This is a genomic window from [Pantoea] beijingensis (genome assembly GCF_022647505.1).
In the GTDB taxonomy this organism is placed as follows: domain Bacteria; phylum Pseudomonadota; class Gammaproteobacteria; order Enterobacterales; family Enterobacteriaceae; genus Erwinia; species Erwinia beijingensis.
Map to the genome: position 1 here is coordinate 74,292 of NZ_CP071409.1, position 21,548 is coordinate 95,839.

Sequence of the window (21,548 nt, forward strand, 5' to 3'; positions counted from 1 at the left end):
GATGAAACGCATTATTTTGTCGATAATATTGCTCTTTAATACAGGCATTGCGAGTGCTGGAGATTGGGTACTACGCCCTGATGGCTCAGGAGGGATGCATATTCAGCAGGAAGGCGGTGGGCAAGCTTCCGCGCCTGACACGCTTTCCTGGCAGCAGACTACCGCCGGGGATGTTAGCCTGCAGATTATTCCTGCAGGGGCTGGCCGCTGTGAAGGCGGCGAGTTGACGGCTGCACCACTGAAAAATGTTCGAATTGCATTTAAGGCATCTTTATACGGTGTTTCTCAACGTCGTCAGGACATTGCCTGTGGAGAAACCGTATTAGTCCCGGCACAGAGCGTAGCCCAGCGTATTAATATACAAGCGATACCGGGTCACGAAAGATCAGGGGTAGCCAAATTAAGAGCGGCGTTTTCAACGCCTCGTGTGCTATTAGGTTATGCGAATTTTATTGGTGCAGAAGGGAGCGTTAATTCGAATGCTATCTACCTCGATTTAACGACCGTTCAGGCGAGTAGTGTCGTTGTACAGGCGAGCTTTAGTCCTGCTGCCATCTATTTCGGTCAGATTGTTGCTCAGAAAGACTTTCAGCAAAACACCACGCTGACCATTCGTAAAACTATAGATGCGGATAGTGCAGCATTACCTTATGAATTGCAGTTTGAATCGAGTCAGGCGAAAAACAATAGCTTTCAACTGAAGCCTTCAAATGGCGGTGAGTCAGTTCCTTATCAGATTACGGTAAATAATCAGTCGATGTTGCCGGGTTCAATTTATTCAGGAGTGATTCCTTCGGGGGCAGGGACGGCCGATGCTGTTAACGTTCTTTTTTCATTACCGGGGAAGAGCATTAATGGATTAAAAGCAGGTGTCCGCCTCAAAGATACGCTAACCGCTGTAATTACACCGAAGAGCTAGCCAGGGAAATGAAAATGGATAAATTTATGGTAAAAAATATTTTAGCATTGACGCTGTGTCTGTTAACAACTTCTGGTTATGCAGCTGTGCCGGTTAAAACGGATATTAATGTTGAAGCAGAAGTGAGCACCAGCGTACGCATTTATGTCGAAGGTAAGGATGTCACCGATGGCAGTTTTGGTGTCAAACTGGAAGATAAAAATGGATATATGAGTGCGATTACGCCACCCTTTTATTTTATCGGCAACGCGTCTACGGTTTCGATAAAGTTGTCCGGACCTAAAGCATTAACCTCTACGGAGGGTAATTTGATGAATGTGTCTACGCTTTATGTGGATAAAAGTAGCAACTCCGGTGTTTCGACCGCTTTTCCTTATAATAATATCGCGGTTTTCTCTTCGCTGGCGACCGTTCCCAGTAGTTACAATGGTCCAATGATAAGTTTTAAGTCCACCGACAAAACAGAAGTGATACCACTGGGAAAATATAGTGGAACCTATACTTTAACGGTGACACCTTCAACCTGATTTCAGTGCGGTCGGATATTATCTCCGCCAGACATCTTTTCACAGGCCGGTCATTATTGAGAGGCCTGTTTGCTTTCTGACTGGAGTGGGAAAAGAGCGCTGTCGCGCAGGCTGTGCTCGTTTCCCTTCCGCCGGGTAAAACCAATACGATCGAAATGCTCAAGGATTTGTATGGCCAGTTTGCGTCCAATATTGAGTTGGCTACGAAAATCCGCAGCGTTCACACTTCCCTGCTCTGCACATTGCTTACGAATAAGATCGGCGAAGATCGTTATCTGCTCACTGCGGTAATAGCGATCTTTGACGATCGCGACAATATCTCCCCGCTGGGCTGCGATGCGTAACACCTCTCGTACACGTAACTCTTCTTCCTGTAATGCATTAGCGATATCGCGTACCCAAAGAGCTTGGTCGTCAAACAACGCCAATGCATGCTGCCATATCTCTGCTTCGTTCTCAGCGAAATGTATTTCGAAACCAGGCAAATGTAACCAGCCAGAGCGGTTAATGATTTTACCGCTGATAACAAGTTCATCAATGAGTGCCAGTACAAGAGCTGCGGGTTGGTTTGGTAGTGCGATACGCCGCAGGCGGTCTCTTCCTGGTCCTGGCTGATCGTTATGATTCAGATGGAATGTTGTCAGCGCCGCCAGCAAGCTATCTCGCCATGTAGCTGCAGTCTGTTGTGAAAGTAAGTATTCATCGGCAACGATCGGCGCAACCTCAACGAATAACTCTTCCATCGCATGTGCAGTCAGCTGTCTTGCCCAGCCCAGTTCGGCAACCTCGCATGGCTGCTGATCCAGTCGCAGCTGGAGCGTCTGAGCATCATCTCCGACACTGGCTAATTGCCGTAGCCAGCGCAGATAGTCGGGCTGGCGCTTACCTCGATTCCTGGCGCGTAGCAGCACAACGCGAGCGGCGCCTAAGGTTTGCTGCGCGCCAATGTCGCGCAGGATTAATCGGTCGTTATCTGCCAGCCACAATGGTGCATCCAGCACCAGTTCCGCGAGCCCGTCAGCCAATAAAGACACCCGGCCCGTGATATGGCGTGCCGCATGATGAATATGCAAAGGTTGCCACTGTTTAAGCGGTTGTGTGTGCTCAATGGCTACGATAACCCGGTCAAATGGGTTCTGTTGACGTTCTTCAAGCAGCCAGTCACCGCGTGTTATATCTGATTTTTCCACGTCACCGCTAAGGTTTAGTGCAATGCGTTGACCTGCCTGCGCGTGTTCCGTTGGCTGATTTTGCGCGTGTAGGCCACGCACTCTTACGGACTTATTTGCTCCCGTCAGCCACAGTTTATCGCCTTGTTTAACCTTGCCGGCGAGCGCCGTTCCGGTCACGACCAAACCAGCGCCTTTAATACTGAAAGCCCGATCGATTGCCAGACGAAAACGTAGCGATGATTTGCGAGCAATGGATTTAAGGTCACGCAGATGATCTCGAAGCTCCGCGATGCCTCGTCCATCTTCAGTGCTGGTCGTAAAGCAGCGGAGGTCCTCCCACCCAAGCTGCTGCGTCAGAGCCAGCACTTGCTGTTCAACCTGCGCCACGCGTTCGGTATCTACGCGGTCAGCTTTAGTCAGCGCTACGCTCAGTGCAGGACGACCGATAAGCTGCAGGATAGTCAGATGTTCACGGGTTTGTGCCATGATGCCGTCATCGCAGGCGACAACCAGTAGAGCGTGGTCGATACCGCCGATACCGCTTAGCATGTTAGCAAGAAACTTTTCGTGGCCTGGTACATCAATAAAACCTGTCACCGTACCATCAGGCTGCGGCCAGTAGGCATAGCCAAGATCGATAGTCATCCCGCGCTGTTTTTCTTCCGGCAGACGGTCGGCATTGACACCGGTAATTGCTTGCAAAAGTGTCGTTTTACCATGATCGACATGGCCAGCAGTGGCGATAATCATGGTGCTAACATCCTGATAAGGTGGGCCTCGTCCTCCAGGCAGCGTAAGTCCAGCCAGAGGCGCCCTTCCTGGATACGGCCAATAACGGGTGTGCTACCCTGACGCCAGCGCTGTGCCAGCGCCTCCAGTGTGCTGCCACGACCATCTTTGGGGCTAAATGTGATGGCGACGCTGGGCAGACGATCTACTGGCAGTGAGCCGCTCCCGATTTGAGATAAGCAGTTGACGGCTTCAAGAGTGAAACGATCGCCCAGAGATTGACGCAGAGGGGGTAGCAGACGCTCAGCCTGCTGTGCGATATCGTTTTGGCTACGTGTTAGCAGGCGCAATGTCGGTAACGTTTGCACCAGCGTTTCTGGATGGCGATAGAGCTTTAACGTGGCTTCCAGTGCCGCCAGCGTCATTTTCCCCACGCGCAGTGCGCGCTTAAGAGGGTGCTGCTGTAACTGTGCAATAAGGGCTTTTTTACCCACGATAATACCGGCCTGCGGGCCGCCAAGCAGTTTGTCGCCCGAAAAGCTTACCAGGCTGACGCCTGCGGCAATCAGTGCCTGCGGCATAGGTTCTGCCGGTAAACCGTATTGACTAAGGTCAATCAGCGAGCCACTACCCAAATCGGTAATCACCGGTAACTGATATTCATTTCCCAGACCGGCCAGTTCGATTTCGTCTACCGCTTTGGTAAAGCCCTGCAGCTGATAATTGCTGGTATGGACTTTCATCAGCAGGCCGCTGTTTTCACTAATAGCCTGACGATAATCTTTCAGATGGGTACGGTTGGTGGTACCGACCTCAACCAGATGGCAACCGGCTTGTCGCATTACATCGGGAATACGAAACGCGCCACCGATTTCTACCAATTCGCCGCGAGAAACAATGACCTCTTTGCCGGGAGCGAGTGCGGCAAGCATTAGCAGTACCGCCGCTGCGTTATTGTTGACGATGCAAGCATCTTCCGCACCGGTCAGCTCGCAAAGTAGGGCAGCAATGGCACGATCGCGATGCCCGCGTCCGGCATCATCCAGCGCATATTCCAGCGTGACGGCACTACTCAGGCTGGCGGTTACCGCATCAATCGCAGCTTCGGCGACCAGTGCGCGTCCCAGGTTGGTGTGCAGTACGGTCCCGGTCAGGTTAAATACCGGCTGTAGCGCGCTACATTGCTGACGAGCCAGTATCGCGAGTGCCTGTTGTGGCCAGTCGCTATGCCATATCGGAAGTTTACCCTGTTGCGTGATGGTAGCGCGTGCTTCATCCTGCATCTGGCGTAGAACTTTTGTGACGGCGCGGTGCCCACACTGCTGAAGCTGTGTCTGCAACGCGGGCTCGCGCAGCAGACTATCAATGGAGGGAAGCTGGCTGAAAAGCGTATTCATAGAAACCGATGACTCAGGCTGTGGGTGGCACTGTGCGGGCAAAGCTCTCGCGCTGGAACATTTTCTCCACCAGTTTGACTAGCGTGGGGCGCCCAACGCACCAGTTCGGTGCCACATGACGAAAGTTAAGATAACCGATGGCACAAGCGGTGGCGATATCTGCCAGGGTTATGTGTGTGCCATTCAGCCACTCGCTTTTTGCCGCCTCATGCTCCAGAGCATCAAGGCCGCGACGAATTTTTTCACGTTGGCGTAGCAGCTCATTTGTCGATTGCTGGGCTGGAGGTAACATCTGATGGCGTACAATGACCAGCGCGGCATCACAGACGCCATCCGCTAATACCTCGATTTGACGAACCCGCAATGATTGTAGCGTGTCACGCGGAATGAGTGCGGGCGCGATATCCAGCGAATCGAGATATTCTGCAATGATAGCGGAATCAAACCAGGTTTGATCGTCGTTGACTACCAACGCCGGCACTTTACCCAATGGATTGTACTGTGGTACAGGGCTCTCTTCATGCCAGGGGGATTCATTGACAAATTCAAAAGTGATTCCTTTTTCCAGCATAATAACGGAGATTTTACGTGCAAAAGGGCTGGTGTAATTGCCAATCAGTTTCATAACGCGATCCTTTTAAAGAGGCCGGGATGATCGGATGGGTACAGGTACATCGCGTAATTCTGCAATTATTCTCCCGGAAACAGAAAGGGGTTCAGGCTGCTGCGGGCAAAACCTTCTTGCTCCATTCGAGCATCCAGTACCAGTGAGGCAAGATCGTCCGCCACAGGTTCGACAGCGGGATCCTTCTCCTGATAAAGCGTTTTCAGGTAAGTGCCGCAGTCGCCACAGCTTTCGGCTTTCACTGCTGCATTCTCGCTGTCCAGTGACCAGTAATGCAGATCACCCGTTTGTTCGCAATTACTGCATTTCGCACGGACCACATACCATTCACTCTCACAAAGATTGCAGTGAAGATAGCGTAAGCCGCCGTGCTGTACGCCCATATGAATGATACTGGTGACGGGCACGCTACCGCACACCGGGCAAAACTGGCGATGCTCACCGTATTCCGCGCGCGCTTTGCCTGGAATCAATGCTGCCATCTGCGCCCAGTAAATTGACAATGCTGCCCAGATAAAGGGCGCTTTATCGCTACTAACCTGGCTAAATTCACTTTCAAACATCGCAGCCGCCATGGCTTCCAGCTCCGATGACGACGCTTTTTCAAGGTTCTCCAGTACGGCCAGCGCCTGGCCGCTCATTTCAGGCTTCAGCTCGGCAATCAGTGAGTGCAGCAAGCGCTGCCAGTGTACGTCTCGCGGCAGGGTATGAATATCAAGTGGCGGTTTGCCACTGGCTGCCGTTTCAACCAGTCGGGCATGCAGATCCATCTCTAAGGGATGGTCATAAAGGACAATTTCTTGTGCCTCTGCGATGGCGGCGGCGAAGCGCAAATAATCGCCGAGTGGATTTTTGGCGGCCAGATCGCGTAGACGCGCTGCGCGTCGGCTGTATAAATTCTTTAGCCTGGGGAAAAGTAACGGCGGAATGATATCCGCCGTTTTTTTATCGCTTTTCTCCAGCTGTTCCTGCGGGATTATGCGGATGCTCATCAGGGGCGTTTTTCCTGTTGTTTCGGGCGTTGTTGTTGCGCGCGTACGGCGCGATACCAGCGTGGGTGATGATGTTTAGCCCATGCGGCAGGAACCCAACCTTCTACCATCGCCGTAATTGTACCTTTCACCCACAGCGCTGCGTAGATATGAACCATAATCACAATGATCAATCCCACGGCGGCCAGTGAGTGCACGACTAACGCCAGCCGTATTACCGGGATGGCAAAGGCGCCGGCAAAGTAAGGGCGCCAGATAACGATGCCACTCGCTAACAGCAATAATAAGCTGATAATAGCAGCCCAGAATACGCACTTCTGCCCAAAATTATAGCGTCCAGTGTCACCCACCTCCTGATTCATGGCAACTTTATGGATGTTTTTTGCCCAAATCAGATCTTCGCGGTTGATCAAATTGTGTTTCCAGTAACGGAAAAACATGATGATAAAGGAGGCAAACATTGCCACCCCGACGAAGGGATGCAGAATTCGCGCCAGTTGCGGCGTGCCTAATACGTGCATGAGCCAGTTGAACGAGGGAAAGAAGAACCCAAGCCCACTCAGGGCTGCGAACACAAAACAGAACGCGACAATCCAGTGATTGATACGTTCAGGCGCGCTGTAGCGTTGGATGCGATCGTGCTGTTTCATGACTCGCGTTCCTCCTCGTTATGGCGGGTCGTATCCTGATGCTCATCATCATGCTCTTCCTCTTCTTCAACCCGATTCGGGCCAACGCCGACATAGTGGAAGATACTGGCAGCAAAAGTGGCAGCAAAGCCGATAGCGGCCAGAGGTTTCCAGATGCCTTTCCAGAAGGTTACTGCCGGGCTAATACTGGGGTTGTTCGGTAACCCATGATATAGCTGTGGACGATCGGCATGATGAAGTACGTACATAACATGTGTACCGCCGACGCCTTCCGGATCATAAAGACCTGCGTTGTCATAACCGCGCGTTTTCAGTTCTGTGACACGGTCAGAGGCCAGCTGTTTCATATCTTCTTTGCTGCCAAAGTGAATAGCGCCTGTCGGGCAGGTTTTCACACAGGCAGGCTCCTGGCCAACGGTCACGCGGTCCACGCACAGCGTACATTTGTACACGCGGTTATCGTCTTTATTCAGTCGAGGCACATCAAACGGACAACCGGCAATGCAATAGCCGCAGCCGATGCACTGTTCCGACTGGAAATCGACGATACCATTGGCGTACTGGATAATGGCGCCTTCTGATGGGCAGGCTTTCAGGCATCCGGGATCCGCGCAGTGCATACAGCCATCTTTACGGATTAACCACTCAAGGCGTCCATTCTCTTCGACTTCAGAGAAACGCATCACCGTCCAGGATTTGGCCGTCAAATCGGCCGGGTTATCATAAACTCCGACGTTATGGCCGACTTCATCACGGATATCGTTCCATTCTGAGCAGGCCACCTGACAGGCTTTACAGCCAATACAGGTGGTTACGTCAATCAGCTTCGCCACTTCTTCCTGATGATTTCGCGCCTGCGGAGCAGGCGTGAAACCGTTAGTCGCGGAGCGGCGGATAATGTCTTGCGATTGATAAGGCATAAATAAATCTCCGCTACACTTTTTCCACGTTAACCAGGAACGCCTTAAACTCTGGCGTTTGCGTATTGGCGTCGCCGACGAATGGCGTGAGGGTATTAGCGATAAACCCCTTCTTCGCCACGCCCTGATAGCCCCAGTGAATCGGGATACCGATGGTGTCAACCTGCTTACCATGCACATCCAGCGTGCGAATACGCTTGGTGACCACCGCTTTGGCTTTAATATAGCCACGCTTCGAGCTCACCTTCACCGTATCGCCCTGAACAATGCCCAGTTTGTTTGCCAGCTTCTCACCAATTTCCACAAACTGTTCCGGCTGTGCGATAGCATTCAGCAACGCGTGCTTCGTCCAGAAGTGGAAATGCTCTGTCAGACGGTAGGTGGTGCCGACATACGGGAACTGCTCCGCTTTACCCATCGATTGCCGATCGCTTTCGAAGATACGCGCGGCCGGATTCGAAACGACATTAGGATGCAGCGGGTTGGTTCCCAGCGGTGTTTCAAACGGCTCGTAATGTTCCGGGAACGGCCCTTCCGCCATTTTATCAATCGCGAACAGGCGCCCCATCCCTTCCGGCTGCATAATGAAGGGGCCAACATCACTTCCTGGTGCGGCAGTGCTGTAGTCAGGGATATCTTGCCCATCCCATTTGGCACCATCCCAATGCAGTAGCTCGCGTTTAGGGTCCCACGGTTTTCCTTGCTGGTCTGCCGAAGCGCGGTTGTAGAGGATGCGGCGATTCAGCGGCCATGCCCATGTCCAGTTAAGAGTATTGCCCAGGCCTGATGGATCGGTATTGTCACGTCTGGCCATCTGGTTGCCCTGAGGCGTCCAGCTACCTGCAAAAATCCAGCAACCACTGGCGGTGGTACCATCATCACGCAGATGGGCAAAGGTACTCAACTGCTGGCCTTTTTTCACCAGCACGTTACCCTTGTCATCCAGAATATCGGCCAGCGCTTTACCGTTGCTCTCCATCGCCACTTCTTCTGAGGCGGGGTTTTCCGGTGTCAGATAATCCCAGGTCATATTCAGCACCTGTTCTGGCACAGCTCCGCCTTCACGCGCATACATCTCACGCATACGCGAATAGATGCCTGACAGGATCTCACCGTCATTGAGCGCTTCGCCCGGCGCATCTTGCCCTTTCCAGTGCCACTGTAGCCAGCGCGCGGAGTTAACGATGGAACCATTCTCCTCTGCGAAGCAGGTGGACGGCAGGCGGAATACCTCCGTCTGTATTTGTGACGGATCAACGTCGTTAAATTCGCCGTGGTTCTGCCAGAAGGTTGAGGTTTCGGTGTTGAGCGGATCGATCGTCACTAAGAACTTCAGTTTCGACAGCGACGCAATCACCTTCGCCTTGTTAGGGAAAGAGGCGACGGGATTAAAGCCCTGGCAAAGATAGCCATTAACCTTGCCTTGCGACATCATCTCGAAGTACTGCAGGACGTCGTAGCTTTTGTCCCATTTCGGCAGCCAGTCAAAGCCCCAGTTATTTTCTTTCTGCGCTTTATCACCGAAGAACGCTTTCATCATGCTGATAAAAAACTTGGGATAATTTCCCCAGTAGTTTACCTGGCCTGGTAATGTCGGTTTAGGCGTATTGGCCGCGAGATAGGTTTCCAGCGTGGTTTGTTTTTCCGACGGTAGCGTCATATAGCCTGGCAGGCTTTGTGACAGCAGACCGAGATCGGTCAACCCTTGAATATTAGAGTGGCCACGCAGCGCATTAATACCACCGCCCGCCATCCCCATATTGCCAAGCAGCAGCTGGATCATCGCCATAGTACGGATGTTTTGCGCACCGATGGAGTGCTGTGTCCAGCCTAGTGCATACAGGAACGATGCAGTGCGGTCGTGCACGCTGGTTTCTGCCAGCAGCTCACATACCTTGAGGAAGTCGGCCTGTGGCGTACCGCAAATATTACTGACCACGTCCGGCGTATAGCGGCTGACGTGTGTTTTTAGCATATTCCATACGCAGCGCGGATGGGTTAGCGTGGTATCTCGTTTGGCGTAGCCATTTTCATCCAGCTCGTAGTTCCAGCTGGTTTTATCATAACTACGTTGGGATTCGTCGTAACCGCTGAATAAGCCATCGTCAAAGCCATAATCTTCACGCACGATCAGGCTGGCGTTAGTATAAGCCTCGACATATTCACGGTTAATTTTATTGTTGGTGATCAGATACAGCAGAACGCCTGACAAAAAGGCGATGTCAGTACCGGAACGAATTGGCGTATAGAAGTCCGCCACCGATGCAGTACGCGTAAAGCGTGGATCGATGACAATTAATTTAGCCTTGTTATGGATTTTGGCTTCCATCGCCCAGCGGAAACCCACCGGATGCGCTTCTGCCGCATTACCGCCCATAACGATGATCAGGTTCGCATTTCGGATGTCAACCCAGTGGTTGGTCATCGCACCGCGACCAAATGTTGGAGCAAGACTTGCTACCGTTGGTCCGTGTCAGACGCGCGCCTGGTTATCGACGGCAAGCATGCCGAGCGAACGCGAAAATTTTTGGGATAAATAACCCGTTTCATTACTGGAAGCGGAAGCGCACAGCATACCTGTACTCAGCCAGCGGTTTACCGTTACGCCCGCATCATTCTGTGCGATAAAATTGGCGTCGCGGTCAGCTTTCATCAACTTAGCAATCCGCGTGAAAGCATCATCCCAACTGATACGCTGCCATTGATCGGAGCCTGGCGCGCGATATTCCGGGTATTTCAGGCGGCTTTCGCTGTGGACAAAATCGAGCAGGCCAGCCCCTTTCGGGCAAAGTGCACCACGGCTTACTGGATGATCCGGGTCACCTTCGATATGGAAGATGGTTTCTTTTGCATTTCTTGCGCCATCGCCGAGGCTGTACATTAACAGTCCGCAGCCGACCGAGCAGTAAGTACAGGTATTACGGGTTTCACGGGCGCGCAGCAATTTATATTGCCGTGTTTCCGCGAGCGCGACTTCAGGCGTAAAGCCGAGTAGCGCCGCCGTTGTTCCTGCCATACCGCCCGCGCAAACTTTAAAAAACTTACGTCTGCTTAGTTGCATGGGGAATCCTGATTTCGACATTGTTCAAACCCATTGGCCACAACCCGACAGGCATGATGCTCTATCGTCTTGCGGCACAGGGCGATCGTTTTATTTGGGCGTGCGCCCTTTATACCTTCACGTCGCCGGTATATTACGTCTGACGTACGCTTTTTCTACCGGCGTTTGCTGCCTAATCGCGACAAATTATTTTGCGCTGCGGCAGTCACCGGTCCAAAATTATGCGGTAGCCGTCGAAAAAACGCGACTGATAATACCATTAGTTTCGTACGGTTGTTTCTGTAAGGTGGCTGAAAAGTGAAAAACAAGATGCAGGGAACGGCCCAAAATGTGAGCGACATCGCAGGAATAAGTCAGGCACGGATATGGCAACGACCAGCTTTGCAGGAGGAACAAGCGGACTGGTTGGCGGATGAAATGCCGGTTGCGCTGGTTTATAACGGCATTTCACATGTAGTAATGATGGCAACACCAAAGGATCTTGAAGCGTTTGCGATAGGATTTTCGCTGTCGGAAGGCATTATCGATTCACCACAGGATATCTTTGGCATAGATGTCGTTCCGTCATGTGACGGCATTGAAGTGCAGATTGAACTTTCCAGCAGACGTTTTATGGGGCTGAAAGAGCGTCGTCGCGCGATGGCGGGTCGAACGGGGTGCGGCGTATGTGGCGTCGAACAGCTTAATGAGATCGGTAAACCCATTGCGCCACTGGCGTTCACACAGACGTTTCACCTGGATAATCTTGATAGTGCGTTGCACCAGCTAAAAGATTTTCAGCCTGTAGGACAGCTAACGGGCTGTACACATGCTGCGGCCTGGATAGCACCAGGCGGGCAGCTAAGCGGCGGCTATGAAGATGTAGGACGACACGTCGCGCTGGATAAGCTGCTCGGTTATCGCAGCCAGAATGCGTGGCAACAAGGTGCGGTACTGGTTTCCAGTCGGGCTAGCTATGAGATGGTACAGAAATCGGCGATCTGCGGCGTGGAGATCTTGTTTGCTGTTTCTGCGGCAACCCGATTAGCCGTTGAGGTTGCTGAACGCAGCAACCTGACGCTGGTGGGCTTCAGCAAGCCGGGGCGTGCCACTGTTTATACCCATCCGCAGCGTCTGATTGGATAGCTATCCGACAATAACTTTTGGCAATCGCTTCTGTAGCAGGGCGAACGCAGGCTGTTTTATTGCACCACAATCGGTTACCAGCACATTGATTTCGGTGCATGCCGCATAGGCCATGCGGCTGGTGATCCCGAGTTTACTGTAATCCGCCAGCAATATTCGTTGTGCCGACTGCCTGACCATCGCCTGAGCAATGGCCGCTTCATGAAGATGAAAGCTGGTTGCGCCATTTTGACTGTCGATACCAACCGGCGACAGCAGCGCAATGTCTGCCCGATAGCGATGAATTTCATTTACCGTAAGATCGCCGCGCGTCTGAGACGCGCCTGACATCATACTGCCGCCCAATAAAATCACCTCGTTATTCAATGCCTCATACTCTTCCGCGGCGCTAAGCTTGAGTGCCGCGTTCAGACTATTGGTGATGATCGTCAAGCCAGACATGGAACGCAGCTCATCCGCTAACATTGTGGTGGTGCTACCTGCGTCAAGAAATAGCGTTTGGCCTGGCGATAGCAGGCGTACAGCCGCGCGGGCAATTGCCCGTTTTTCTTTTGCCCGTACGGTATTACGGATAGTGAGTGGCGGCTCGGGTTGCGTATCGATGGCAACCAGTCCGCCGTGTACGCGTCGTGCCAGACCTTGCGCAGCCAGTTCAATAATGTCTCGCCTTGCGGTTTCGCGGGAAACGCCAAGCTCTTTAATGATACGTTCTGTACTCACCTGGCTGAGCGTGGCGAGCAGTGCCCGGATGCGATGTAAACGCTTTTCCTGCAGCATATTGATGTCCTTTGTACTGAAACCTTTATCCGTTATTTTCGGCCGCGTTTACGGCCCTCTCAATCTTGTTCCGCTCCGCAAGTTTACGACCAAACAGAGGCTTTGTTGAATAAATCGAACTTTTACGCAATGACAGGATCAGATCACACATCATCCTGACAAGACAGGCAATCCCGTGGTAAAGCAGAAGTCCAGAATTACCAACTGGCGCATTTACAACCAGGCTCTTATCAACCACGGCTCCATAACTGTCTGGCTGGAGGATGAAGCCATTCAGACATGGTATGAAACAGCAACGCCCTCATCATGGGGGAAGACTGCAGCACTATTCTGACCTCGCTGTCATGACGGATGGTCCTGATGATTAAGCGCGACTTCCGGCTGCCCTTGGGTGACGGCGCTGACCATGGCCAGCACGCTGAATAAAACGACAACGGCAGGTATACCCGAAAGCGCGCACATCGCCTGACAGCCTCCCCGTTACGGGGAGACTTATCCAGAATCTGATTTATTTAACAAAGCCGATATACCTGGTCAGGCCGCAGGGTTTATCTGCGTGTTCCAGAACAGACCTGCCGGCTGCGTATCTTTAGATTGATTCGCGCAGCAATAGCGGGCTTTCGACGCGAATGATATCGCTGTGCGTTTTCTGATTGATGATATGCAGTGCGCTCAGGCGGCCGATTTCATAATGTGGCAGCTGTACCGTTGATAGCGGCGGCAAGAACAGATCGCCGATGCCCACCATATTGTCATAGCCCACCACCGCAACGTCCTGCGGAATGTGCAATCCCTGTCCCAACAGAGTCTGATACACCATAAATGCAATGCGATCGTTACCGCAGATCACTGAGTCGAACAGCGGTTTGCTATGGTGCATGTGCGCCAGCAGCAGGGCGGGCATATCACGGTAGTGCTCATCGCCAAACTCCATATAAATATGGTCGAACGTGCCTGAATCAATCCCGGCCTCGCGGCAGGCGCGCTCCAGCCCCTGATAGCGACGAATGGTCGCCAGATGCTTCTCGGGTAAGTGCAGGCAGAGTGGACGACGGTATCCCGCGGCCAGCAGTGCCTTAACCGCGGTGTACTGGCCTTGCTCATCATCCGGGATGTAGCTCGCTACGGGATGGTTGAGGCTTTCACAGTTAGCCAGCACGCAAGGCAGGGTCAGCAGTTTGGCGGGTAATGGCACCTGACGCAAACCCATTGTGGTATAGATAATGCCGTCCGGACGGTGGGAGAGCAGCAGATCGACCATCGTTTCCGGGCTATCGTCAGAAAACATGTTGACGACAAAACTGTTCCAGCCATGGGCACGGGCGGTTTCTTCAATGGAGAGCGTGATTTCAACCGAGAAAGGCGTCGTCACGGTATCCAGCGCCAGCACGCCAATGGTGCTGGGGGAGGCATGGGCGCCACGGATCTTCTTTGCAGACAGATCCGGCACGTAATGAGTCTGCTCGATTGCCCGTTGCACGCGAGCCAGGGTTTCTGGTTTCAACCGCTCCGGGCTGTTCAATGCGCGGGACACGGTCATCAGCGAAACGTTTGCCAGTCTTGCCACATCTTTCAGGGAGGCCATTTGTCTTATTCCATCCTTACCGCGTTGCTCAGGGCAGTATAACCAACTTGCTGATGTAAAAGGATCATACGCAGTTCTTTTACCGGCGTGTCGCGAGGCGTTAGCCAGAAAGTTTGATCATGATCTCATCTTTTCAATGTTAACGTTAACCTTTGTGATTAACATCATAAATCTTAGCAAAATGGCATGAGCACTATTTTTGTTAACGTTAACATTTAATCATTACTCCGAAATGAGATCTGCATGATGAAAGTTCGTCGTTCTCACAGCTACCCGATACTCAGCGCTTTGTTGTTTTTCTTTTTTGTTACCTGGTCCTCCTCAAGCTCACTGCTTTCCATCTGGTTACACCAGGATGTTGGGCTGAAAGCAGGGGATACAGGGATTATTTTCGCGGTGCTGTCTGTCTCGGCTCTGTTTGCGCAGATCTGTTACGGCTTTATTCAGGACAAACTCGGCTTACGTAAGCATCTGCTGTGGTATTTGACTGCGATGCTGATCCTCTCCGGCCCTGCCTATCTGCTATTCGGCCATTTGCTGAAGATCAACATCCTGCTGGGCAGTGTATTTGGCGGTATCTTTATCGGCCTGACTTTTAACGGGGGCATCGGCGTGCTGGAATCCTACACCGAGCGTGTGGCACGTCAGAGCCAGTTTGAGTTTGGCAGAGCGCGGATGTGGGGATCGTTGGGCTGGGCGGTGGCGACGTTCTTTGCCGGTATGCTGTTTAATGTTGATCCGAAGTTGAACTTCGCGGTGGCCAGCGGCTCCGGTCTGGTGTTCCTGGTTCTGCTGGCACGGCTGCGGGTCTCATCTGCTTCCCATGCCATGCAGGAAGCGGTGTCGGGCGGTAAAGTGACGTTACAGGACGCACTGCGTTTGCTGAATCTGCCACGCTTCTGGGCGCTGGTGTTCTTTGTCGTCGGCACCTGTATTTACAGCGTGTACGACCAGCAATTCCCCGTCTACTTCTCATCGCAATTTGCCACACCGCAGGAAGGCAACGCAATGTACGGCTATCTGAATTCATTTCAGGTGTTCCTCGAAGCCGGCGGTATGTTTTGCGCTCCGTGGCTGGTGAATCGCGTTGGGGCTAAAAATGGCCTGATATTCGCCGGGATGGTTATGGCGATGCGTATGATCGCCTCCGGGCTGGTGGAAGGTCCCGTGCTGATCTCGATTACCAAACTGCTCCACGCCGTCGAACTGCCTGTGCTTCTGGTCGCCATCTTCAAATACAACAGCCTGAATTTTGATAAGCGCCTGTCATCCACACTTTATATGGTGGGCTTCGCCTGCACCAGCTCGGTCATCGCCTCTGTGCTGTCGCCGTTGGCAGGCTACAGCTATGAAAAATATGGCTTCCCCGAAACCTATCTGTTTATGGGATTGCAGGTGTTTGGCATCACCTTAATCTCGATGTTTTTACTGCGATCCGATAACCAACCGGCGAATCCGCAAGTGCCTCAATTTTCCGCGACCTGAATGAAAAGAGTGAAGATGATGACCAACTTAATAGCTGACGCTGAACAGGAACTGAAAACGAAGCGCGAGGCGCTCAACCTGCGCTGGTATCCGCGCTACCATCTCGCCGCCAGAGCAGGCTGGATGAACGATCCCAACGGACTGGTGTGGTTCGACGGTTGGTATCATGCGTTTTACCAGCACCATCCGTACTCCCCCGAATGGGGGCCGATGCACTGGGGGCATGCGCGCAGTCAGGACCTTGTGCACTGGGAACATTTGCCGGTGGCGATCGCGCCGGAAGGGCCGGAGGATAAAGACGGTTGTTTTTCCGGTTCGGCGGTGGTGGATGGCGACACGCTGGTGCTGATTTACACCGGACATAAATTCCATGGCGATACTGATAATGAAGACAATCTCTATCAGGTTCAGTGCATGGCAACCAGCCGCGATGGCATTCACTTTGAGCGGCAGGGCATTGTTGTGGATACGCCGCCGGGCATTCATCATTTCCGTGATCCGAAGGTCTGGCGTGAGGGGGCTAACTGGTACATGGTCGTTGGCGCCCGGACGGGCAACACCGGGCAAGTACGTCTGTATTGCTCTGCGGATCTGCGCCAGTGGGTGTATGGCGGGATCCTCGATGAAGCGGAGACCGGGATGGGGTTCATGTGGGAGTGTCCGGACTTCTTCAACTTAGGAGACAAGCGCGTGCTGATGTTCTCTCCGCAGGGTATGACCGCACACCGCTTCAAAAATCGCAATCTGTTCCAGAGTGGTTATCTGGTGGGTGACTGGCAGCCTTGCCAACCTTTTATCCGCAGTGGTGAGTTTGTCGAAATGGATCACGGGCATGACTTTTACGCGCCGCAGAGCTTCCTGACTCCGGATGGACGGCGCATCGTGATTGGCTGGCTGGATATGTGGGAATCACCGTTACCCGAGCAACAGGACGGCTGGGCAGGGATGCTGTCACTGCCGCGCGAGTTGAGTTTGGGTGTGGACAACCGCCTGCAAATGCGTCCAGCTAAAGAGGTGGAAAGTCTGCGTCAGGCATGGTTCCCGTGGCCGGTCAGCTCGTTGAACAACCAGCAGATTAACGTGGTGGAAAACGCTGTGGCCATGGAAGTGGTGCTCAACTGGAAAAGCGCTGACAGCAACGCCGAACAGTATGGCTTGAGTCTGGGTGACGGTTTGCGGGTATATATCGATGCCCAGATGCAGCGCCTGGTGCTGGAACGTCACTATCCGCACCATGGTTTATGTGGAACACGCAGCGTGCCCGTCACCCTCGATCGCGATCTGCATCTGCGTCTGTTTATTGATAGCTCATCTATTGAGGTATTTGTAAACGATGGCGAGGCGTGCCTCAGCAGTCGGATATATCCGGACACGGAACGCCGGGAATTAGGTTTATTTGCCTGGAGCGGTTATGCGTCATTATCTGATGGCGGAGCCTGGCAGCTTAAATAATTAAAAGATGCATTGTGAATAACCTGTCTCAGTGACAGGCAGGTTATTACTGCCCTAATTACCGCTTTGTCCTCTACCTGATTAATGATTGGTTAACGCAATAATAAAAAGGTTTCTCGATGAAAATAATCTGGGTCGGATGTATGTTGACGTCTGTATTCAGCAGCGTGGTCTGTGCGCAGGATAAACTTTCTCTTGAAGATCAACTGGCACAGATTGAAAACCGACTGAAAGCCACTGAAGCGCGTGCCGCCAGAGCGGAAGCAGAGATTCAGACGTTAAAACAGCAACAGATATCCCATATGGCTGTCAGCCCTGCGCCAGCAAAAAACACACTACAGGTTAATCATACTGACGAATTAAAATTCTATGGTGATGTTGAATTTAATATGGATAGTGCCAGCCGCACCGGTGGACTGACATCTCTTAAAACCAGCGCCAATAAAAACTGGACGCCAGGACAGAAAGAACGCTGGGATATTAATGGACGAATTCTTCTTGGTTTTGATGGAATACGAAAGAGTGAAAACGGGAAATATACAGGTTTTAGCGTGCAGCCGCTGGCGGACATGAACGGTAAAATGAATCTCGACGACGCGGCTTTTTTCTTTGGCCAGCAGGATGACTGGAAAATTAAAATTGGCCGTTTCGAGGCCTGGGATATGTTCCCACTGAATCAGGATACCTTTATTGAGTATTCCGGTAATACCGCTAACGACCTTTATAGCGATGGGTACGGCTATATCTACATGATGAAAGAGGGGCGTGGGCGCAGCAACAGCGGTGGAAATTTTCTGGTCAGTAAAAATAGTGGTAACTGGTATTTCGAGGTTAATACGCTGGTTGAGGATGGCAGTTCGCTATTCGTCGATCAGCGTTATCACGGCAACGCGCTGAATAATCGTAAAAACGTGGTGTATATGCGCCCGGTGGCTGCGTGGCAGTCCGGTCCGTGGTCGGTAGCCGCCGCGCTGGAGAGCAATCTGGTGAATAACGCCTACGGCGAACAGTCGGAGAATGGCCGCTTCCACGATCGGTCTAACCGCAACGGTTATGGTATGACCATGAGCTGGAATACGCTCAGAGCCGATGCAGAAAACGGCTCGGTGGTTAATGTGAGTACGGCCTACCTTGATGCGGTAGACGAAAAAGACTTCAGCGTTGGCATCAATGCGTTATGGCGCCGCATCGAGCTGGGCTATATCTACGCGCATAACAACATCGACCAGTTCAATATGAAAGGTATAAGCGCCAATTGTGACAGTGACTGCATGATCCTCGCGCCGGGCCGCTACGACATTCACACTCTCCATACTTCATGGCAACTGCCGAACATCATGGATATGCCCAATTTTAATATTTACCTCGGGGCTTACGCTTCATGGATGGATTCATCGGCGACGCAGACTGGCCGTAACGACGAACGCTACGGCGGGCGGGTTCGCTTCAAATATCTGTTCTGATTGTTTATTTATATCAAAGGGCGTTTATGAAAATCTGGACATTAGGAGATGCGGTGATTGACTTGTTACCGCATGGGAATATGCAGTACACCGCTTGTGCGGGCGGTGCGCCAGTGAATGTCGCCGTCGGAGCAGCGCGCCTGGGGTGTGATTGCGGATTTATCGGTAGAACGGGCGATGATCCGTTCGGTCATTTTCTGCGGAACACGTTGGCAGAGCAGGGCGTTGATACGCAGCATATGCAGTTTGATACGCAACACCGTACCAGCACGGTGCTGGTTTCACTCGGGGATGAGGGCGATCGCAGTTTTACCTTCCTGGTCGCGTCTTCAGCCGACCAGTTTTTGACCGCAGACAATCTCCCGGAGTTTCGTAACGATATTTTGCATTTTTGCTCGCTGGCTCTGGTCGCACCGACCTGCCGCGAAACGCTGGTACGTGCGATAAGCCGCATCAAACAGCGTGGAGGTTTGTTGAGCTTTGATATCAATCTGCGTGCGCAGATGTGGCCGGATGCGCAGGAAATGTCAGAGACTGTACGTCATTTTGCACAACAGGCCGATATTCTCAAGCTTTCGCTGGAGGAACTGTACTGGTTAGTTGGCACCACGCAGTATGAAAAAGCGCTGAGTATCATACGCGACTATCCGTCACGTCTGAAGGTTGTGACATGCGGCTCTGACGGGGCGATAGTGCTATGGCAGGAGCAGAGGGTTCAGGTGAGCGCGTTTAATGTTGAAAGTCTGGATACAACCGGTGCTGGCGATGCTTTTATGGCAGGGCTACTGGCAAGCCTGGCACAAGGTAATACGTTAGGTGAACTGGCACAGCTCAAGCAGGCCATGACGCAAGCCAGTGCCTGTGGCGCACTGGCAACCACTGCGAAAGGTGCGCTGGCCGCGTTGCCTGATGCGCAGGGCGTACTGGCGTTCAGGGAATTAGCACAGGCGCTGCTGTTTGATATAGAGGAAATATGCTAGCCCGCAGGCTATGAAAAATGGGGTGCCTTGTACGGCTCCCTGAGTGCCCAACATGTCAATGCTTACTTATTTGAGTAAATCAGGTTGCCCTTTATCTGTTAGCGGCTCCCCATGTCCTGATGCCACTTGATAGCTGGACGTAATCACCCTCAATTGTCCGGCGACAGGCTTTTGAATTGAGCGTCTTCAGGATGGGACAGTCGGCAAAGATTGTATTTTATTGCATATGTGTATTTTATTGCATTTTTAGCGCATTCCTCCATGATGAGCACATCAGCTACGTAATGCATTTTTTGCGCCTTATCTCGTAACGGGAGTGATCATGGCAACACGTTCTACCATCATGGATACCAATAGTTTTCGTGCGGAACACGCCGATGCGTTGGACAGTGACACACGCAAACTGACGGATAAGCGCAGCAAAGTGCTGGGCGAATCCTATCGGCTGTTTTACCGCCGGCCGGTGCATCTGGTGCGGGGTGAGGGCCAGTATTTATGGGATGCCGCCGGAGAGAAGTATCTGGATGTTTACAACAACGTCGCCAGTATTGGTCATTGTCATCCCGCGGTTACCGAAGCGGTACAGCAGCAGATGAGTATGCTGAATACCCATACCCGCTACCTCCATGAGCGCATTCTTGATTATACGGATGAGCTACTGACGACCTTACCTACTGAAATCGATCGGGCGATGTATATGTGTACCGGTTCAGAAGCCAATGATCTGGCGATCCGCGTGGCGCGTGCTTACAGCGGCGGTACCGGCATTATCGTCAGCCAGGAAGCCTATCACGGAACCAGTGATTTGACGTCCGGGGCTTCGCCCGCGTTGGGAAGTGGCCAGGCGCTGGCGGCGACAACGCGTCTGGTGCTATCGCCGGATCGCTATCGCGTAGAAGCGCCCGATCTGGGTGAATGGTTTGCGCGTGAAATTCAGAAACAGATTGATGATATGGCGGCGCATGGCATTAAATTTGCGGGCTTTCTTGCGGACTCGATCTTCTCTTCCGATGGCGTGCTGCCCGGACCTAAAGGGTTTCTGCAGCCCGCTATCGACGTAGTACACCGCAATGGCGGTATTTTTATTGCCGATGAAGTACAGCCAGGATTTGCCCGAACGGGCGAGGCATTCTGGGGCTTTGCTCGTCATGGCGTAGTGCCGGACATTGTGACCACCGGCAAACCGATGGGTAATGGCATTCCGGTTTCAGGTCTTCTGGCGAAAAGCCACGTTCTGTCCGCCTTCAGCGATGCGATCCCTTATTTTAATACCTTTGGGGGGAATCCTGTCGCTATGGCCGCCGCACAGGCTGTGCTGACGGTGATTAAACAGGAACAATTACAGGAACATAGCCGCGTGGTGGGGGCGGCACTGTTGGCAGAACTTCGCACGCTGATGGATAAATATGAATGTATTGGTGATGTACGTGGAGCGGGGTTATTCATTGGTTTTGAGCTAGTGAAAGACCGCGAGTCCAAAACGCCGGACAAAGCATTAGCGCTTGATCTGACCGAACAACTGCGTGAAAGGCGCGTATTGACGTCAGTCGCTGGACCTTATGGCAATGTGCTGAAACTGCGTCCGCCTCTGGCTTTCCAGCAGCACGATATTGACTGGCTGGTGGGGGCGCTGGATGCCTCACTGGCGGCGTTAATTTCCTGATCCCGTTTGCTCTGGCTATCCTGTTA

General features: G+C 52.4%; 17 protein-coding genes and 1 pseudogene. 9 read left to right on the top strand and 9 right to left on the bottom strand.

Annotated features, from left to right (window positions below; translation table 11 throughout):
* Window position 1: 1 nt before the first annotated feature.
* Together J1C60_RS00350 and J1C60_RS00355 are read left to right on the top strand one after the other, a co-directional pair.
* On the top strand, window positions 2–919 hold the full coding sequence (locus J1C60_RS00350; protein ID WP_128175129.1) for a hypothetical protein: 918 nt from the start codon (window positions 2–4) through the stop codon (window positions 917–919).
* A 14-nt stretch (window positions 920–933) separates the two neighbouring features.
* On the top strand, window positions 934–1,446 hold the full coding sequence (locus J1C60_RS00355; RefSeq protein WP_128175127.1) for a hypothetical protein: 513 nt from the start codon (window positions 934–936) through the stop codon (window positions 1,444–1,446).
* Window positions 1,447–1,499: 53 nt separating this feature from the next.
* Here the strand turns inward: J1C60_RS00355 and selB are convergent, their stop codons facing one another.
* The 7 genes from selB to fdnG form a co-directional block, all read right to left on the bottom strand.
* Window positions 1,500–3,368: a selenocysteine-specific translation elongation factor gene (selB, locus tag J1C60_RS00360; RefSeq protein WP_128175125.1), complete on the bottom strand. Its 1,869-nt coding sequence runs from the start codon at window positions 3,366–3,368 to the stop codon at window positions 1,500–1,502.
* On the bottom strand, window positions 3,365–4,744 hold the full coding sequence (selA, locus tag J1C60_RS00365) for an L-seryl-tRNA(Sec) selenium transferase (protein ID WP_128175123.1): 1,380 nt from the start codon (window positions 4,742–4,744) through the stop codon (window positions 3,365–3,367). The genes selB and selA overlap by 4 nt, the downstream gene beginning before the upstream one ends.
* 13 nt (window positions 4,745–4,757) lie before the next feature.
* Window positions 4,758–5,369 (bottom strand): glutathione S-transferase, encoded by a 612-nt coding sequence (locus J1C60_RS00370; protein WP_128175122.1) that lies wholly within the window; start codon window positions 5,367–5,369, stop codon window positions 4,758–4,760.
* Between the two features lie 65 nt (window positions 5,370–5,434).
* The gene (gene fdhE / locus J1C60_RS00375; RefSeq protein WP_128175120.1) at window positions 5,435–6,361 is read right to left on the bottom strand and encodes a formate dehydrogenase accessory protein FdhE; all 927 of its coding nucleotides are present in this window, start codon (window positions 6,359–6,361) and stop codon (window positions 5,435–5,437) included.
* Window positions 6,361–7,011 carry a formate dehydrogenase cytochrome b556 subunit gene (gene fdoI, locus J1C60_RS00380; protein ID WP_128175118.1) on the bottom strand — a complete coding sequence of 217 codons (651 nt, stop codon included), beginning with the start codon at window positions 7,009–7,011 and terminating at the stop codon, window positions 6,361–6,363. Before fdoI ends, fdhE begins: the two co-directional genes overlap by 1 nt.
* Window positions 7,008–7,931: a formate dehydrogenase subunit beta gene (gene fdxH, locus J1C60_RS00385; RefSeq protein WP_128175116.1), complete on the bottom strand. Its 924-nt coding sequence runs from the start codon at window positions 7,929–7,931 to the stop codon at window positions 7,008–7,010. Before fdxH ends, fdoI begins: the two co-directional genes overlap by 4 nt.
* Window positions 7,932–7,944: 13 nt before the next feature.
* Window positions 7,945–10,992, bottom strand: a complete 3,048-nt coding sequence (fdnG, locus tag J1C60_RS00390; protein ID WP_164877258.1) for a formate dehydrogenase-N subunit alpha — start codon at window positions 10,990–10,992, stop codon at window positions 7,945–7,947.
* 297 nt (window positions 10,993–11,289) lie between these two features.
* Between fdnG and fdhD the strand changes: the two genes are divergently transcribed.
* Window positions 11,290–12,117 carry a formate dehydrogenase accessory sulfurtransferase FdhD gene (gene fdhD, locus J1C60_RS00395; protein ID WP_375139773.1) on the top strand — a complete coding sequence of 276 codons (828 nt, stop codon included), beginning with the start codon at window positions 11,290–11,292 and terminating at the stop codon, window positions 12,115–12,117.
* Here fdhD and J1C60_RS00400 read toward each other — a convergent pair whose 3' ends face one another.
* Window positions 12,118–12,894, bottom strand: coding sequence for a DeoR/GlpR family DNA-binding transcription regulator (locus tag J1C60_RS00400; protein WP_128175111.1), 777 nt, complete (start codon window positions 12,892–12,894; stop codon window positions 12,118–12,120).
* A gap of 175 nt (window positions 12,895–13,069) precedes the next feature.
* Between J1C60_RS00400 and J1C60_RS00405 the strand changes: the two are divergent.
* Window positions 13,070–13,284 (top strand): annotated as a pseudogene (locus J1C60_RS00405) (transposase); the annotation flags it as partial.
* Window positions 13,285–13,483: 199 nt separating this feature from the next.
* Here J1C60_RS00405 and J1C60_RS00410 read toward each other — a convergent pair.
* Entirely contained in the window at window positions 13,484–14,479 is a 996-nt protein-coding gene (locus J1C60_RS00410; RefSeq protein WP_128175109.1) for a LacI family DNA-binding transcriptional regulator, read from the bottom strand.
* A 243-nt stretch (window positions 14,480–14,722) separates the two neighbouring features.
* Between J1C60_RS00410 and J1C60_RS00415 the strand changes: the two genes are divergently transcribed.
* From J1C60_RS00415 to J1C60_RS00435, 5 genes are all read left to right on the top strand, one after another.
* Entirely contained in the window at window positions 14,723–15,964 is a 1,242-nt protein-coding gene (locus J1C60_RS00415) for an MFS transporter (protein WP_128175107.1), read from the top strand.
* A gap of 18 nt (window positions 15,965–15,982) precedes the next feature.
* Window positions 15,983–17,416 carry a glycoside hydrolase family 32 protein gene (locus J1C60_RS00420; protein ID WP_128175314.1) on the top strand — a complete coding sequence of 478 codons (1,434 nt, stop codon included), beginning with the start codon at window positions 15,983–15,985 and terminating at the stop codon, window positions 17,414–17,416.
* Window positions 17,417–17,535: 119 nt separating this feature from the next.
* Window positions 17,536–18,879 (top strand): carbohydrate porin, encoded by a 1,344-nt coding sequence (locus tag J1C60_RS00425; RefSeq protein ID WP_128175105.1) that lies wholly within the window; start codon window positions 17,536–17,538, stop codon window positions 18,877–18,879.
* 26 nt (window positions 18,880–18,905) lie between these two features.
* Entirely contained in the window at window positions 18,906–19,859 is a 954-nt protein-coding gene (locus J1C60_RS00430; RefSeq protein ID WP_128175103.1) for an aminoimidazole riboside kinase, read from the top strand.
* Between the two features lie 322 nt (window positions 19,860–20,181).
* A complete protein-coding gene (locus J1C60_RS00435; protein WP_128175101.1) occupies window positions 20,182–21,522 on the top strand; it encodes an aspartate aminotransferase family protein in 1,341 nt (446 codons plus the stop codon).
* The last annotated feature ends 26 nt before the right edge of the window (window positions 21,523–21,548 follow it).

What these genes read in the sequence shown, in the direction of transcription:
- J1C60_RS00350 (WP_128175129.1), top strand. Translation starts at nt 2, where the DNA reads ATGAAACGCATTATTTTGTCGATAATATTGCTCTTTAATACAGGCATT.
- J1C60_RS00355 (WP_128175127.1), top strand. Translation starts at nt 934, where the DNA reads ATGGATAAATTTATGGTAAAAAATATTTTAGCATTGACGCTGTGTCTG.
- selB (WP_128175125.1), bottom strand. Translation starts at nt 3,368, where the DNA reads ATGATTATCGCCACTGCTGGCCATGTCGATCATGGTAAAACGACACTT.
- selA (WP_128175123.1), bottom strand. Translation starts at nt 4,744, where the DNA reads ATGAATACGCTTTTCAGCCAGCTTCCCTCCATTGATAGTCTGCTGCGC.
- J1C60_RS00370 (WP_128175122.1), bottom strand. Translation starts at nt 5,369, where the DNA reads ATGAAACTGATTGGCAATTACACCAGCCCTTTTGCACGTAAAATCTCC.
- fdhE (WP_128175120.1), bottom strand. Translation starts at nt 6,361, where the DNA reads ATGAGCATCCGCATAATCCCGCAGGAACAGCTGGAGAAAAGCGATAAA.
- fdoI (WP_128175118.1), bottom strand. Translation starts at nt 7,011, where the DNA reads ATGAAACAGCACGATCGCATCCAACGCTACAGCGCGCCTGAACGTATC.
- fdxH (WP_128175116.1), bottom strand. Translation starts at nt 7,931, where the DNA reads ATGCCTTATCAATCGCAAGACATTATCCGCCGCTCCGCGACTAACGGT.
- J1C60_RS00400 (WP_128175111.1), bottom strand. Translation starts at nt 12,894, where the DNA reads ATGCTGCAGGAAAAGCGTTTACATCGCATCCGGGCACTGCTCGCCACG.
- J1C60_RS00410 (WP_128175109.1), bottom strand. Translation starts at nt 14,479, where the DNA reads ATGGCCTCCCTGAAAGATGTGGCAAGACTGGCAAACGTTTCGCTGATG.
- J1C60_RS00415 (WP_128175107.1), top strand. Translation starts at nt 14,723, where the DNA reads ATGATGAAAGTTCGTCGTTCTCACAGCTACCCGATACTCAGCGCTTTG.
- J1C60_RS00420 (WP_128175314.1), top strand. Translation starts at nt 15,983, where the DNA reads ATGACCAACTTAATAGCTGACGCTGAACAGGAACTGAAAACGAAGCGC.
- J1C60_RS00425 (WP_128175105.1), top strand. Translation starts at nt 17,536, where the DNA reads ATGAAAATAATCTGGGTCGGATGTATGTTGACGTCTGTATTCAGCAGC.
- J1C60_RS00430 (WP_128175103.1), top strand. Translation starts at nt 18,906, where the DNA reads ATGAAAATCTGGACATTAGGAGATGCGGTGATTGACTTGTTACCGCAT.
- J1C60_RS00435 (WP_128175101.1), top strand. Translation starts at nt 20,182, where the DNA reads ATGGCAACACGTTCTACCATCATGGATACCAATAGTTTTCGTGCGGAA.